The sequence below is a fragment of the Hallerella sp. genome (assembly GCF_022776125.1).
Classification (GTDB): Bacteria; Fibrobacterota; Fibrobacteria; order Fibrobacterales; family Fibrobacteraceae; genus Hallerella; species Hallerella succinigenes.
In genome coordinates, this window is record NZ_JALFIA010000048.1 from 1 (window position 1) to 14,674 (window position 14,674).

Sequence of the window (14,674 nt, forward strand, 5' to 3'; positions counted from 1 at the left end):
AAAGTGGCCAATAACGAATACAAACGTTGGCCCGTTTTAAAGGAACATTCCATTTGGCCCTTTTCAAAGGGTTATGACAGTTATACCGAATCCGTAGATTCCCTTAAAAGTTGGATTGTGCAGCGCATTGAATGGATGGACGGCTCTCTTTAGTATCAGAGGATTTATGATTTTATTCTACATTGCTTTTTTCATCTTATGCATTTACAGAATTCAAATCAGTAAGACGTCTTTCTTTGATGACGTCCTATCCAAAGACCGCTGCAACGCAATCAAAGGCCTTTTTATCCTTTTTGTATTTGTCCGGCATCTTTTGCAATACATTGAAAAATCCGGATACATCGGTTCCCCTTTTTGGGACAAGCCTCTTCTCTTGATAGACCAAAAATTAGGGCAACTGATTGTGGTCATGTTCCTTTTTTATTCTGGATACGGAGTGATGGAATCTATCCTGAAAAAAAAGGATTCCTATATCCTTTCTATGCCCAAAAACAGAATTCTCCCGACATTCATGAATTTTGCCGTAGCTGTTTCCGTTTTTGCCATTGCCGATTTAATTCTAGGAAAAGTCCTAACAATACCCACATATCTACAAGCTCTTATCGGTTGGATAAGCATCGGTAACAGCAACTGGTATATATTCGTTATTATCCTCTGCTATATAATCACATTCATTTCGTTTGTCATTTTCAGAGAAAGGAATCTCTCTTTACATCTCCGAGGATTATTCATCCTGTTCCTTTCTCTCTGCTCCATTTTCATTCTTTCCCATTACCAAAAGCCTCATTGGTACAACACTATTTTAGCATTTTCATTCGGTATTTTCTTTTCTATTCACAAGCAAAAATTGGATTTCCTCATTCGAAATCATTACAAAAAAATCTTACTTGCTTTATTTATACTCTTTATCGCCTTAAAGGCAATCCACAGTGATTTTCTGTACTTAAAATACAATTTAACGGCTTGCATTTTCGCCTTGCTCATCGTCGCCTTATCGTATAAAATCAAAATTGAAAATGAGCCTTTAAAGTGGCTGGGCATGAACCTGTTCCCGCTTTACATATATCAAAGGCTCCCGATGATGATTTTATACAGCATCAACAACGGAGAATTCGTCAAATCACACGCTTACATTTACATGGTCCTTTGCCTTTTGTTCACAATCGCCATCGCGTTCTTATTCCGTTTTTGGCAGTACACCCCTAAAAAGGCAGCATCCAAGTCTAGCCGATAAACGATCATAGTCTTTAATTCTATATTGGAAATTGGAGATACTATGAATATTGCGCTGATTTTTGCTGGCGGGGTTGGTTCCCGGATGAATTCAAAAGAATTGCCAAAACAGTTCCTTCGAATCTATGACAAGCCCATCATCGTGCACACGATTGAGCATTTTGAAAAAAACGCTCAAATAGACGCGATTGTCGTCGTATGTGTCTCGGATTGGATAGACTACTTCAAAGAATTAGTATTCAAATATCACCTGCAAAAAATTCGTCGCATTGTACCAGGCGGGAAAACCGGGCAGCTTTCCATCTACAATGGATTGCTTGCGACAAAAGAAATCGCTCAAGACGAAAAAAACGTCGTCTTGATCCATGACGGAGTCCGTCCGCTCATCAACGAAAATCTTATTTCTCGAAATATTGAATCTGTCCAAAAATACGGATCCTCCATTACCAGCGGCATCGTTAAAGAAACGATCGTCGAAATCAACGATGATGGCGACATCAAAACAGTCCCCGACCGTGCCCATTCTCGTGTCGCAAAAGCGCCCCAATGTTTTTGGCTGGACGATATTTTGTCGGCACATCATAAAGCACTCGATGCCGGCAGGGATGACTTTATCGACTCCTGTTCCATGATGCAGTACTATGGATTCCATCTTCACATGATAGATGGTCCTTACGAAAACATCAAGATTACAACCCCTGAAGACTTTTATACCATGCGAGCGGTCCTTCAAGTTAAAGAAGACGCCCAAATTTACGGCATCAATGCATGAATCATCCTGAAATTTTTGAAAAAGATTTAGCGAGCATCGCGGCTCAATTTAAGGAAAGCATCCATCTTCTTGCCGGGAAATCCATTCTTGTCACAGGAGCTACTGGACTCATCGGGTTCAATCTTCTTTCTGCTTTGCTGAAGATCGAAGACGAAAACGCTCTCGGAATGAAAATCACAGCCGTCATCCGCAACGAGGAAAAGGCCCAGAATCTGTTCGGAAATAAATTCAACCGAATTCGATTTGTCGTCTCTGACATCAGAAAAAAAATTCACATCGACAGTCCAATTGACTACATCGTACACGCAGCAAACCAAACGTCCAGCAAAGCGTTTGTTTCTGAACCAGTTGAAACAATTCGCACTGCCATAGACGGCACCATAAATATGTTGGAACTCGCACGAGAGAAACAAGTTTCTTCTTTCGTCTTTCTCTCCACTATGGAAGTTTATGGAATGCCCCATACCGACGAAAAAATTTCAGAAACGCATTCAACGGATCTAAATACGATGAGCGTTCGCACGTGCTACCCAGAGAGCAAGCGGCTGTGCGAATCCCTCTGTTCCAGCTACGCTTACGAATACGGTATCTCTACAAAAGTACTTCGTCTCACGCAAACGTTTGGACCAGGCGTGGACTACAATGACGGAAGAGTTTTCGCAGACTTCGCGAGATGCGCGATTGAAAAAAGAAACATTATTCTGCACACGAAAGGCGAAACCAAGCGTAATTACCTCTACACAGCCGATGCTGTTTCCGCCATCCTTTTCGTTCTTCTAAAGGGAAACTCTGGTGAAGCTTATAACGCCGCAAACGAATCCACTTATTGTTCTATTTCTGAAATGGCAAATGTCGTGGCCAAGCACTGCGCCGGTGGCGATATTCAAGTCGAAATTCAAGAAGCAGACTTGATTCAATTCGGTTACGCACCGACATTGCACATGAACCTAGACACAAGCAAGCTCCGAGCTCTCGGTTGGTGCCCAACCCAAGATTTGTCGTCCATGTTTGATCGTTTAATTCAAACTATGGCATAGCAGATGAAAAAAATCGCAATTTATACAGCCCTAACCGGTCAATATGATCAGTTAGAAGATCCTAAGGTCATCGATTCTCGATGCGACTACATCTGCTTTACAAACAATCCGCCTGCACTGGCCAATTCCGTTTGGCAATTCCGACAAATTCCAAACGTATCCACAAATCAGGTTCTGCTTTCTAGATACCCCAAAATGCACCCGCATTTACTTCTGTCCGACTACGATTACAGTGTCTATATGGATGCCAACATTCAAATTATCGGCAAAGATTTTTACACAAGAATTTTTGATAAAATTGAAAAGGGAGTAATTCTTTCTGGGATCAAACACCCATTCCGCGATTGCCCTTATGACGAAGGCTACGTTGTTTTCACTTACAACCTAGACAAAATCAGCAATATCTTGCGCACTCTGCTTTTTCTAAAGAAACAAGGTTTTCCTCAACACTATGGCATGTTTGAGGCCAACGTCATTCTGCGAAACAACCAGAGTGAAAAAATCAAAAAACAGTGCGAGGAATGGTGGGACCTCATCAACCGCTTTTCCCGGCGAGATCAGCTGACCTATCCATACACCTTATGGAAAAACAGCATCCCTTTCGACTACATCATTCCAGAAGGGCAATCCGCACGGAATTACAAAGCTTTCGCCTTCACATCCCATCTACGCAAAAAAAACATTTGGGGTAAAAAATTAAAGAGAATTGGAAAACTCATTTATAACCTCATTGTCAACTTATTCCATCGATTCCGCAATCAGTTGCCGGCATAACACATTCGCCCCCCCAAAAAAACTGTCCACTGGCCTCGGAGAATATAGGTCGGAGTCATCGTTTCCCCGTGTACGCTGCACTTACAACGGAGAGTTCCTTCATTGCTCTGCCGACGACATCGGGACTCGACTTCCGCTCGTTCCTTCTCTAGAAATCACGGAGCTCGTTAACATTCTCGATGCTTTCGCCACTGGAAAAGTAGATGGCGACCAAGGCCTCATCAATTTAGATTTGATTTAACTTAGATTGAGTTACCTCGGAAACTAAGGAAAATACATATATCTTCTTTTATCGTTAATTAGTTTGCGACAAAAGAAACTTATACTAACTTATGGCCCTGCCAAGAAGAAGCATTGTCAAGAAAGAAATCCTAGGCACTCATTTTATTAGCCTCATATGAGCAACACCAAACAGGTAATACTATGGTACAACTGGATTTCCGAAAACAGCTGTGCCTGAGAAAAAGACTCGGTCAAACGCAACCATTTTTTACCCAATACCGAAAATGTCCCGAACACCTGTACCAAGTCCAATCAGTTTAATGAATCCAGCGATTTTATTAGACGGTTCGGTCCCAAGAACGAGCCTATATTCGAATTTGGGAATAGGAACGGATACCCGAAATTCGACTGCAGTGGTCCCCTCGCTTGACACCCTCCTACCCCCAATGTATATTTCAGTTAGAGATACATCTTTGCCCTCGGTGTACGTGGTATGGTATGAAAAAATTAAAGCAGTTTATCAGGAATCATATTCCTGATTCCATATATCTGAAGCGACGATTCATGCATTACATGGGACGTCCCCTGGATCTAGCCAATCCAAGGACATTTAACGAAAAGCTCCAATGGCTCAAGCTCTACAACCGTAACCCCCTCTACACCACCCTGGTAGACAAGGTTGCTGCCAAAAAATGGGCCACCGAAAAACTCGGAGAGCAATACATCATCAAGACACTTGGCGTGTGGTCCCGCTTCGACGACATCGATTTCAACAAGCTTCCAAACCAGTTCGTCCTGAAATGCAACCACGACTCGGGTAGCTACGTCATTTGCAAGGACAAGAAAAAACTGGACTTGGCCCAGGCCAAAGCCAAGCTGGACGGGGGACTAAAAAGAAACTTCTATTACAAATTCCGTGAATGGCCTTACAAGAACGTTCCCCCACGCATTATCGCCGAAGAATACATGGCCGACAAGAATGGTGTTCTGGTGGACTACAAGTTCGCCTGTTTCCATGGCCAGGTAGACAACGTCATGGTGTGCCTAGACCGCCACATCAACGACGTTAAGTTTTATTTCTTTGACAGGGACTGGAATCTGAAACGGTTGAACGTCCGGGGCAAGAACGCCCCCGAAGGCTTTACTATCCCCAAGCCCCCCTGCATGGACGAAATGTTCGACATTGCCACCAAGCTTTCCGAAGGCATTCCCTTTGTACGAGTGGACCTGTTCGAATGCGACGGCAAAATTTACTTCGGCGAAATGACATTTTTCCCGGACAGCGGATTCGACGCCAACCTTTTACCCGAAACGGATCTCTATTTCGGACAGATGATTGATCTAGATAAAGTTGCAAGGAGATAATTATGAAAACCGTAGGTTTTCCGATCAGCCACAAAGAAAACGAGAACCGCAGGGCCATTGTTCCAAATGACCTAAAACGGCTCTCCCATCCGGAACAGATCTCTATCGAAACCGGTTTCGGTGACGTACTGGGTCTCACCGACAAAGATTTCAAGGCAACCGGTTGCCATATCGCAAGCCACGAGGAAGTACTCCAAGCCGACATCATCTGCGATCCCAAGGTGGGCGACGCTGACTATCTGGAAAAGCTCCATAAAGGCCAAACCATTTTCGGCTGGGTACACGCCACCCAAAATCGGGATATTACCGACAAGATTATCGCATCGGGACTGACCGCCTACGCCTGGGAACATATGTTCGAAAACGGTCGGCATACCTTCTGGTTCAACAACGAACTCGCCGGCGAAGCCGCCGTCATACACGCCTTCCAGTGCTATGGAAGACTCCCCTTCGGTCTGAAAGTCGCCGTTATTGGCAACGGCAACACCGCCCGAGGAGCGGTACGGGTGCTGAACATGCTGGGCGCACACGTAATGCAGTACAGCCGCAAGACCGAACAACTGCTCCGTGACGAAATCGGCAACTACGATGTGATATTGAACTGCATCCTATGGGATGTTAACCGCAAGGACCACATTGTGTCGAAGTCCGACCTGAAGCGAATGAAACGTGGCTCCATGATTATCGACGTCAGCTGCGATAGGCACGGAGGTATTGAAACCAGCATTCCCACCACCATCGAAAACCCCACCTACGTGGTGGCCGGCGTGACCCACTATGCAGTGGACCATACTCCATCCCTATTCTACAAGACCTTCTCCTACGACAACTCCAAGGTCATCTACCCCTACATTGAGAAACTGATGACCGGAGAAATCGACAAAGTGCTGCAGGACTCCCTGATCTTTGAAAACGGCAACATTATCGACCAGGAAATCATCCGATTCCAGAACAGGTAAACACTTTTATTAAAAAAGTTGACAAAACAACTTGCCAATTCTCTTACATATTGGGCACTAGTCTACATTCTGCCGTTGAATAACCTCGAAACTAATTTTCACGGCGAAAAGGCTTAACGACTTTTTCACATTGCTCTAGAAAATCACCTATAACCTCGATGCCGCAATAAGTTGCCGGCATAACATATTCGCCTCCCCCCCCAAAAAAAAACTGTCCCCTGGCCTCGGAGAATATAGGTTGCATCTCTTGGAGCTATTTGGGGCGATTACGCACAATCTTAGATACACGCGTTGGCACGACACGTCAGAGGTGAGTCAATGAATCGTGCGTGACGATGGCGCCCGTAGATGTATTCGCCATTGAAAAGGTCACTATCGTGGTTTTGACGGAGAGTTCCTTCATTGCCCTGCCGAGCCTATTTTCTAGCAGTTTCGGCAAACCGCTCTTGGAAAGTAAGTTCAAAACGCATGCGAGACCGCCGAATACCGTAAATTTGCCGTTCTATGTTTCTATATTAACTATTGCCGTTTGGATTTTAAATTCTTTGTTGAATATCATCAATTTAGATGAAAAACGACATTTTTTCAAACCCTCGACAAACCTTTATTTTTATAGTCTTCAAATGGGATTTGATTTAACTAAGATTGAGTTACTGCGGAAACTTGGTTTAATGGAATTATTAAAGCTCTTTTTATCGCATCAAATCGTCAAAAAAAAAGATGCTGAGACAAAATTTGTTTTTTTCGACAGGGATTTCAATCATCTCCCTTTTACAAATGGGCATCCAAATTCAGCAATTCCTATTCAAAGACCTCGTTTATTCAATGAAACGACAGCTTTTGCAGAACAATTGGCAGAGAACATTCCTCATGCTAGAATTGTTCTGTATGAAATAAACGGAAAAAATCTATTTCGGCGAGCTCACTTTCTTTCACTGGGGCGGATTTCTTCCATTCAACCCGTTTGAATGGGATTGCACATTTAGATCCTGGATAACAAATGTCTGAGAAAAAGCGTTTTTTCATCAACAGCATCGCACAGTTTATTTCCTTTGCCGTCGGGCTTGGAATAACCTTTTTCCTAACTCCATTTATTGTTGAAAAGTTAGGAGCAGATGCCTATGGTTTTGTCGGACTGGCCAGCAGCTTTGTAAGCTACGCACAACTGATTACAACGGCGCTGAATTCCATGGCAGGAAGATTCATAACTATCAGCGTCCACAAAGGGGATATTGAATCCGCGCGAAAATATTTCAGTTCCGTTTTTGGGGCAAATCTTATAACGGTCGCCATTTTGAGCATCGCTTCGATTGCGATTATATTCCATCTGGAAAACATCATCCATATTCCTGACAATTTGATAAATGATGTCAAGCTCTTATTTACGCTGTCATTTCTCAATTTTTTTGTCAGCTTGATTTTCAATGTCTATAACGTCTGTACATTCATCAAAAATCGTCTCGATCTTTCTTCCTCTCGAGTTATCGTTTCCGACATTATTCGTTGCGGATTACTTTTCACCTTATTCTTTTTCTTTGCTCCTGCGGTATGGTATATAGGAATTGTCGCCACCATCTGTTCCGTCTACGTTGCCATTACTAACCTTCATTTTCGAAACGCCCTAACACCGGAATTATATGTCCAACGGCAATATTTTGATTTTGCAAAAATCAAAGAACTTTTAAGTGCAGGAGTATGGAATGTTATTTCTAAAATAAACGGAATCCTCGGGCATGGCCTGGATTTACTAATCGCGAATCTTCTGATCGGAACAACCCCAATGGGTATTATCGCCATTACCCGAAGGGTTCCTTCCATTATGCTCACTTTTTACGAAAGAATCAATGCGGTTTTCGCTCCGAACTGGACCAAATTTTATGCACAAGGAGACCGGGAGCGTTTTCACAAACAGTTGCTCCAATCCATCCGTTTTTTTGGAGTAATTTCATTTATCCCTCTCTCCATATTATTTATCTATTGCGATTGGTTTTACAGTCTTTGGCTTCCAAATCAAAATGCACATCAACTATACATACTGACAATTGTCGCCTGTGTAGACTTGCCCTTTGCCATGCCTCTGCAACCCATCTACAACGTCTACCCCATCGTCAATAAGATTAAAGCAAATTCCCTTTTAGGTATCGGCATTTATTCCGCAACTTTCCTCTGCGTTCTTTTGGGTGTTCTTGCAACAAACGACACTTGGACAAAAATGCTTATCATTGCAGCAACGCGAGCAATTTTCAACTTGATCAAAGCGGTCACATTCCTGCCCTTGTACGGAGCCTATTGTACCAAACTAAAAGCAAGATTGCTGTACAAGAATGCGATTAAAAGCATCCTATCTTTCGGCATTCTTTCCGCTATTTTAGTTTGCTTCAAAAGTTTCCAAACATCCATATCATGGATATCCCTAACAGCTAACGCAGCTTTAGCCATAATCATAGGATTCACAATAGGATATTTCTTCATTTTGGATAAAGAAGAGAAGCTGTTGATCAACAACATCATAAAAAAAGTCCTTCGTATGAGGAGCTCCCAGTCATGATGATCTCAGTCGCAATGGCCACCTACAATGGCGAAAAATATCTCCAAAAGCAGTTGGATTCTATTCTGCGCCAAAGCGTCCAGGACATTGAAATCATCATTTGTGACGACTGTTCTACAGACAAGACCTGGGAAATCCTTCAAAAAAATGCGAGCGAAGATTCACGCATCCATTGTTATCAGAACGAACAAAATCTGGGCTTCAAAAAAAATTTTGAAAAAGCCATCTCTTTATGCAAAGGGAAATTCGTCGCACTGTCCGATCAAGACGACATTTGGGAAAGCACTCATCTAGAACATTTGCTTCAAAACATCCAAGACCACGACATTGCCTGCGGCGATGCCATTCTCATTAACGGAGAGGATCAAAAAATTGGCACAACCTTGAGCAAAGCGGATTTCCTTTATGATTGTCCTACAAAGCCTTTGGATTTCGCCTATCGTATCTTCTACAACAACTCTTGCTTTCAAGGCGCATCCATGCTGATTCGTTCCGAATTTCTCCAAACAGCGCTTCCCATTCCGCAAGACGTCCTCTATCACGACACCTGGTTTGCAGCCCTAGCCTGTTTCAACAACGGCATCGTCTACACAAAAGACATTGTGACTCGACACCGCATCCACGACACAAACGTGTCCCACAGACCGCATTGGCGCTGCTTATTTCACCTGTTACGATTCAAGCGTAATCGGGCAAGAAAAGACCGCATTCCTTTGGCGGAAGCGATTCGCCAAAGATCAAGCATTCTTTCGCCAGACCAAGAGCATTTTTTAAACTACACCATCCAATATCGAGACAACCGTACTTCTCAATTTGGGCGTCTTAAAAATTTTCTTTTCCGTCTAAAGCACTACCACGCCATTTATACAACCAATCGCAAAATTTTCATCGAATGGTAAAAATGAGTTCTTTTTTACGCAATCTATATCGTCAAGGCAGAGCCTATTTAAGCACGGCTCTCTTTTATATATTCCGTATTTTCCCTTTGCAAAATAAGATCGTTATCACGACTTTTCGCGGAAAAAAATACGGAGATAATTCTCAATATATCTTGGAAAAATTACATGAGATTGATCCGAAAATTCGAATCATATGGCAGACAGATACTAAATTCCATTATGCTCTTCCGCCCTATGTCAAAGCAATTCCTTTTTACTCCGCCTTTCAAAAATCCTATCACATGGCTACAGCAAAAGTATGGGTTGATACACATCGCATAGAAGCTCATATTCGCAAAAGAAAAGGGCAGTTATTTATCGAAACATGGCATGGCGGACTCGGCATAAAGAAAATTCAACAAGACGTCGCCAACATTTCTCAAAGTCAATGGCAACTTCAAGAAATCAAAAACACCTGTAAATTAGCGGACATATTCATTTCCAATTCAAAACACCTGACAGACATCTACAGAAAAGCGTTTCATTACAATGGAAAAATCTGGCGATGCGGATACCCCAAAAATGACATCCTTATTCAAAAGAATCCCGGAATCTATCAGAAAATCAGACATTTTTTCCACCTAAATTCTAGTGAAAAAATTTTTCTCTACGCACCTACTTTCCGAGACACCCCAAATAAAAATCTATTCGACATAGATTGGACCCAGATAAAACAGGTCTTGGACGAATCATGGGGTGGTTCTTGGACAATTTTCGTTCGTTGGCACCCATCGATGACAAATGATATGAATTCCATCGACCAAAAGTATCGCGACATTGTTCAGAATGTGACCTGCTATCCAGACATGCAAGAACTACTCCTCAGCGCAGACGCTTTTCTTTCTGATTATTCGAGTGGAATTTTTGACGGAGCTCTCCGCAAAATTCCATGTTTTACTTATGCCCCTGACTATGAGAAATACAAAGAAGAACATGGTGTCTATTACGAACTTTCAAGTCTACCCTTCCCTTTTGCCGAAAATTTTTCTCAGTTGCTGCATAATCTTCGTCAGAGCAAAAATTCTTTTGATCAATCAGCCTGGCAAGCTTTTACACAAAGAACAGAGCTTTACGAATCAGGACACGCCTCTCAAGACATCGCCAAGTTAATTCATGATTTTATGCAAGGGAATACACAAACGTTGAACCAGATTCAAAGCGACTGATTTCCAATCGCCTAAATTTTCATCCATTCATTAGAGTGCTTTGAAAGCCATTTTTTCAGCCAAAGTAGCCGATTTTACGCATGGTTTTACGGCACAAAAAACATCTTGACCATAACAGGATTGTGATCCGAAGCATTACGCCATTTTTCCCCATCAAAATAGATTTCTTTTGTAATAGAGAAGTGATCAACAAAAAAATCATTCGTCACAAAAACGTGATCCACACTTTTCTTCCCAATTCCATCGCTAAAGCGATTAAAACTGGAATCTTGCAAATAAACAAATTTCGACTTTTCTCTAGCATCATTCCAAAAGTTTTTTTTCAAAAGCTGAAAGCAATCGTATTTACGTTGACAATTCAAATCGCCTGCGAATATCGAAGGTTTTCCCTTTGAAATATCTTCTACCATTTGAGGAGTCATTGCTGCACTTTCACGACGAGCTGCCGAGCCTTTGTGATCCCAATGTGCGTTAAAGACAAAAAAAATCCTACCATGTACTTCAAATTCCGCCCATGTACAATAACGACTATACATCGCATCCCAAGCTTTTCCAGAAAAATTTGGATTTGGAGAAAACCAAAAAATGCCATGATTCAATAAACGCATCCGTTTTTTTTTGTACAAAATCGGATTGAATTCCTGACACAACGAGTCACCGCATGTAACCGCTTCATAATCAGGCAATTCCGCCAGCAACATCGCAACCATCGGGATAGAATCCACTTCATCCATTTCTTGAAGATTTACAACATCCAAATCTTTCGACCGAATTGCATTCGCAATGGGTTGAATTCTCTTATTCCAGCCATTGCCTTCTATAGAATCTTTAGCATTCGCATACCTCAAATTCCAAGTAGCAAACTTTAACGGTTCATCCGCGAATAACGAACTTAAACAAACCAAAAAAGCAAGCAAAAGATTTCTCAACAACATCAAACAAATCCTTTTCATATTTGAGAATCAATCCATTCCATTCTTTCATAAATCCAATTTTGGAAACTTTCTACAGCCTCCTCATAAGACGAAAAACTGGATGTAGGATATCCTAAAATTTCCGACGACTTTAAAATGGGCCATCGACGAAAATTATTTTCAGCAGCCGGACGTAACCTATTTCCATAAAAAGGAATCGAATCCACAACTGACATCCATCTTTCCCTATTAGACAACCAAACAGAGTCCACCATTTTTTTGAACTCAGCATTTTTGAATAAATTTTCATTCCAATACTTAAGTCGAATAAACCAACCTTTTGCAGAACGATTATACAAAGCCCCATACGCCATATCAAAATCCCACAAAGGTCCCATCAAAATTGGAAGATCTTTTCCCCAAGAGAAATAAACACTTGTATTAAATCCACCATCTGGATTTTTTGACAATTCTTGAATCCAATAATATTGAATAAAATTATCAATATCAATCCATTTCTGAAGAGATTCCGTTGTAAAATTTTCTGAAAGGAATTCTGTGAAATTATTGATATAATTTTCAAATTCTTCTAAAAGAGATCGCGAAGCCTTTTTTGGAAAATGGATACGAAAAGGAGTTGAATCCTCCGAAAAAACAAGCTGTTCTCCTTCCCGATATTTATGGTCCACCTCCGCTAAAACCGAATAGTCCCCCAAATCAACTCGATTTTTTGAAACCTCAATTTTTTCCATCAATAAATAAACACCCTTATAATCCCGATTAACATAAACCTCAACAAATTCACTTTTAGGCAACCAGCCGCAATCCATTCTTTGGGCAAGCATATGCGTAATCGAATTTCGAAGCAAAGACTTATCCGTAAAATTCGGAACCAAAACCCAATCTTTATCAGCAGCCATGCCAAGCAATGTTTGCTTCTGATCCAGCTCTAGTCGGTAACCGAATTTAGAAGATGTAAATGACGAATTTCCTCGACCACGAATCTTTAATCCTTGAATTTCAGAAATCGGCTCAACCGCTCCATAAATCTGCATCGAAGCTGTCACATATTCATCCACATTGCGGATATCTTTAAAATTTTGCGTTTCAACGACCAATCGTGGAATTCCTGCATAAGGATATTCTGAGTCGTCCAAAGGTAAATACGAGCCTTCAGCCCCTGAATTCCACACACACCCTAGAAAAAGGAATATCGCACTAAGGCTACAAAAAATCAAACGTTGAGCGTGCATTTCTACCTATTTCCCGAGTGTATAACCATAAAACAATTAAAACCATTTCAATTCTAGAAATTTTGTTTTCCTATATTTTAGATATGACTACAAAAAAATATCATAGAGCAATCACCTATGGAACATTCGATCTTTTCCATATTGGGCATTTGCGTTTATTAGAAAGAATTGCAAATTTAGCTGATGAAGTTATTGTAGCCGTTTCCTCAGACGAATTTAACAAGCTAAAAGGAAAATATTGTACTATTCCATTCGAAAATCGACGTGACATCGTCGCTGCGCTGAGAATGGTCACAAAAGTCATTCGCGAAGACAACTGGGAACAAAAAATCAAAGATGTGCAAAAATATCAATGCGATGTTTTTGTCATGGGCAGTGATTGGGAAGGACAATTCGATTTCCTAAAGCCCTATTGCGACGTCGTCTACCTTCCAAGAACAGCCGGCATTAGTTCGACAAGCATCAAGCAGAAAATTCAAACATAAGGATTCCTATGGATTTTGTAATTCCTTGGGTGGACGGAAATGATCCTATATGGCAAAACTCAAAAAACTCATTCGCTGTCAAAGGACAAGGAGATTCTTGCCCCGCTCGATTCCGAGATTGGGAAATTTTAAAGTATTGGTTCCGTGGCGTTGAAAATTTCGCACCTTGGGTCAACAGGATTCATTTCATTACCTGCGGTCATACGCCAGCATGGCTCAACCTTGATCACCCTAAATTACATTTCGTTAAACATAGTGATTACATTCCCGCAGAATACCTGCCGACGTTCAACTCCCATACAATAGAACACAATATTTACCGCATTGAAGGTCTTTCCGAACAGTTTGTCTATTTTAATGATGATATGCACATCATTGCCCCAATGAAAGAATCCGATTTTTTCATCAACGGACTTCCCTGCGATGCGGCCAATATGGTATACAAAATTCCGAGTCTTGCAAGTCTCGTCCAATCTGTAGACTACAACAACATCTACACCATTAACTGCCATTTCAAAAAATTCAAAGAAATCAAGAAACACCCCAAAATTTTTTTCAACGCAGCTTACGGCATTTACAGCAATTTGTACGCACTCTATACCATGCCGGCTCCTGTTTTCCCAGGATTCTACAATTATCACACTGCGCAACCCTTCCTGAAGTCCACCTTCGAAGCTGTTTGGAAAAAAGAAAACGATCGCTTAAAAAAGACCTGCTGCGATAAATTTAGAGATTACTCCCATTTAAACCAATGGGTCTATCGTTATTGGCAATTTGCTGAGGGGAAAATACATCCCATATCCTTCCAGGGAAAACGCAAACGCATTGAAATCTGCGAAGATTCTATTAAAGACATTCAAAAGACTCTTGAAGAAGGAAAAGTCCAGATTCTCTGTCTTAACGACGACCCAAAAATCCCTGAAGCTTCTTTTAAGCCCTTAAAAATGGAAGTCATTGAATCTTTTGAAAAGATTTTCCCCAAGAAATCCACATTTGAAAAATAACCGT

General features: G+C 41.4%; 14 protein-coding genes. 12 read left to right on the forward strand and 2 right to left on the reverse strand.

The features are described 5' to 3' along the window. Positions 1-166 precede the first annotated feature (166 nt). The 10 genes from MR847_RS05850 to MR847_RS05895 all read left to right on the forward strand — a co-directional run bounded on the left by MR847_RS05850 (position 167) and on the right by MR847_RS05895 (position 11,014). Complete coding sequence (locus MR847_RS05850; protein ID WP_287723200.1) at positions 167-1,234, forward strand: acyltransferase family protein; 1,068 nt, start codon at positions 167-169, stop codon at positions 1,232-1,234. Between the two features lie 42 nt (positions 1,235-1,276). Next, entirely contained in the window at positions 1,277-2,005 is a 729-nt protein-coding gene (locus MR847_RS05855) for an IspD/TarI family cytidylyltransferase (protein WP_287723201.1), read from the forward strand. Then, positions 2,002-3,042, forward strand: a complete 1,041-nt coding sequence (locus tag MR847_RS05860; protein ID WP_287723202.1) for an NAD-dependent epimerase/dehydratase family protein — start codon at positions 2,002-2,004, stop codon at positions 3,040-3,042. Before MR847_RS05855 ends, MR847_RS05860 begins: the two co-directional genes overlap by 4 nt. A gap of 3 nt (positions 3,043-3,045) precedes the next feature. After that, positions 3,046-3,816 (forward strand): glycosyltransferase domain-containing protein, encoded by a 771-nt coding sequence (locus tag MR847_RS05865; RefSeq protein WP_287723203.1) that lies wholly within the window; start codon positions 3,046-3,048, stop codon positions 3,814-3,816. 795 nt (positions 3,817-4,611) lie between these two features. Next, positions 4,612-5,403, forward strand: a complete 792-nt coding sequence (locus MR847_RS05870) for an ATP-grasp fold amidoligase family protein (protein ID WP_287723204.1) — start codon at positions 4,612-4,614, stop codon at positions 5,401-5,403. A gap of 2 nt (positions 5,404-5,405) precedes the next feature. Further along, positions 5,406-6,362 carry a N(5)-(carboxyethyl)ornithine synthase gene (locus MR847_RS05875; protein ID WP_287723205.1) on the forward strand — a complete coding sequence of 319 codons (957 nt, stop codon included), beginning with the start codon at positions 5,406-5,408 and terminating at the stop codon, positions 6,360-6,362. Between the two features lie 335 nt (positions 6,363-6,697). After that, complete coding sequence (locus MR847_RS05880) at positions 6,698-7,330, forward strand: hypothetical protein (RefSeq protein WP_287723206.1); 633 nt, start codon at positions 6,698-6,700, stop codon at positions 7,328-7,330. 32 nt (positions 7,331-7,362) lie between these two features. Further along, positions 7,363-8,910: a lipopolysaccharide biosynthesis protein gene (locus MR847_RS05885; protein ID WP_287723207.1), complete on the forward strand. Its 1,548-nt coding sequence runs from the start codon at positions 7,363-7,365 to the stop codon at positions 8,908-8,910. Further along, positions 8,907-9,809, forward strand: coding sequence for a glycosyltransferase (locus MR847_RS05890; protein ID WP_287723208.1), 903 nt, complete (start codon positions 8,907-8,909; stop codon positions 9,807-9,809). The genes MR847_RS05885 and MR847_RS05890 overlap by 4 nt, the downstream gene beginning before the upstream one ends. A gap of 2 nt (positions 9,810-9,811) precedes the next feature. Then, positions 9,812-11,014 carry a CDP-glycerol glycerophosphotransferase family protein gene (locus MR847_RS05895; protein WP_287723209.1) on the forward strand — a complete coding sequence of 401 codons (1,203 nt, stop codon included), beginning with the start codon at positions 9,812-9,814 and terminating at the stop codon, positions 11,012-11,014. Positions 11,015-11,100: 86 nt separating this feature from the next. On the opposite strand, the gene MR847_RS05900 is transcribed toward MR847_RS05895, so the two are convergent. Both MR847_RS05900 and MR847_RS05905 read right to left on the reverse strand, forming a co-directional pair. Next, complete coding sequence (locus MR847_RS05900; protein WP_287723210.1) at positions 11,101-11,949, reverse strand: endonuclease/exonuclease/phosphatase family protein; 849 nt, start codon at positions 11,947-11,949, stop codon at positions 11,101-11,103. Positions 11,950-11,963: 14 nt separating this feature from the next. After that, on the reverse strand, positions 11,964-13,181 hold the full coding sequence (locus MR847_RS05905) for a CotH kinase family protein (RefSeq protein WP_287723211.1): 1,218 nt from the start codon (positions 13,179-13,181) through the stop codon (positions 11,964-11,966). 83 nt (positions 13,182-13,264) lie between these two features. On the opposite strand from MR847_RS05905, the gene MR847_RS05910 reads away from it, so the two are divergent. Then, positions 13,265-13,666 carry an FAD synthase family protein gene (locus MR847_RS05910; RefSeq protein WP_287723212.1) on the forward strand — a complete coding sequence of 134 codons (402 nt, stop codon included), beginning with the start codon at positions 13,265-13,267 and terminating at the stop codon, positions 13,664-13,666. An 8-nt stretch (positions 13,667-13,674) separates the two neighbouring features. Beyond that, positions 13,675-14,670 (forward strand): stealth family protein, encoded by a 996-nt coding sequence (locus MR847_RS05915; RefSeq protein ID WP_287723213.1) that lies wholly within the window; start codon positions 13,675-13,677, stop codon positions 14,668-14,670. Positions 14,671-14,674: the final 4 nt, after the last annotated feature.

What these genes read in the sequence shown, in the direction of transcription:
- MR847_RS05850 (WP_287723200.1), top strand. Translation starts at nt 167, where the DNA reads ATGATTTTATTCTACATTGCTTTTTTCATCTTATGCATTTACAGAATT.
- MR847_RS05855 (WP_287723201.1), top strand. Translation starts at nt 1,277, where the DNA reads ATGAATATTGCGCTGATTTTTGCTGGCGGGGTTGGTTCCCGGATGAAT.
- MR847_RS05860 (WP_287723202.1), top strand. Translation starts at nt 2,002, where the DNA reads ATGAATCATCCTGAAATTTTTGAAAAAGATTTAGCGAGCATCGCGGCT.
- MR847_RS05865 (WP_287723203.1), top strand. Translation starts at nt 3,046, where the DNA reads ATGAAAAAAATCGCAATTTATACAGCCCTAACCGGTCAATATGATCAG.
- MR847_RS05870 (WP_287723204.1), top strand. Translation starts at nt 4,612, where the DNA reads ATGGGACGTCCCCTGGATCTAGCCAATCCAAGGACATTTAACGAAAAG.
- MR847_RS05875 (WP_287723205.1), top strand. Translation starts at nt 5,406, where the DNA reads ATGAAAACCGTAGGTTTTCCGATCAGCCACAAAGAAAACGAGAACCGC.
- MR847_RS05880 (WP_287723206.1), top strand. Translation starts at nt 6,698, where the DNA reads ATGGCGCCCGTAGATGTATTCGCCATTGAAAAGGTCACTATCGTGGTT.
- MR847_RS05885 (WP_287723207.1), top strand. Translation starts at nt 7,363, where the DNA reads ATGTCTGAGAAAAAGCGTTTTTTCATCAACAGCATCGCACAGTTTATT.
- MR847_RS05890 (WP_287723208.1), top strand. Translation starts at nt 8,907, where the DNA reads ATGATGATCTCAGTCGCAATGGCCACCTACAATGGCGAAAAATATCTC.
- MR847_RS05895 (WP_287723209.1), top strand. Translation starts at nt 9,812, where the DNA reads ATGAGTTCTTTTTTACGCAATCTATATCGTCAAGGCAGAGCCTATTTA.
- MR847_RS05900 (WP_287723210.1), bottom strand. Translation starts at nt 11,949, where the DNA reads ATGTTGTTGAGAAATCTTTTGCTTGCTTTTTTGGTTTGTTTAAGTTCG.
- MR847_RS05905 (WP_287723211.1), bottom strand. Translation starts at nt 13,181, where the DNA reads ATGCACGCTCAACGTTTGATTTTTTGTAGCCTTAGTGCGATATTCCTT.
- MR847_RS05910 (WP_287723212.1), top strand. Translation starts at nt 13,265, where the DNA reads ATGACTACAAAAAAATATCATAGAGCAATCACCTATGGAACATTCGAT.
- MR847_RS05915 (WP_287723213.1), top strand. Translation starts at nt 13,675, where the DNA reads ATGGATTTTGTAATTCCTTGGGTGGACGGAAATGATCCTATATGGCAA.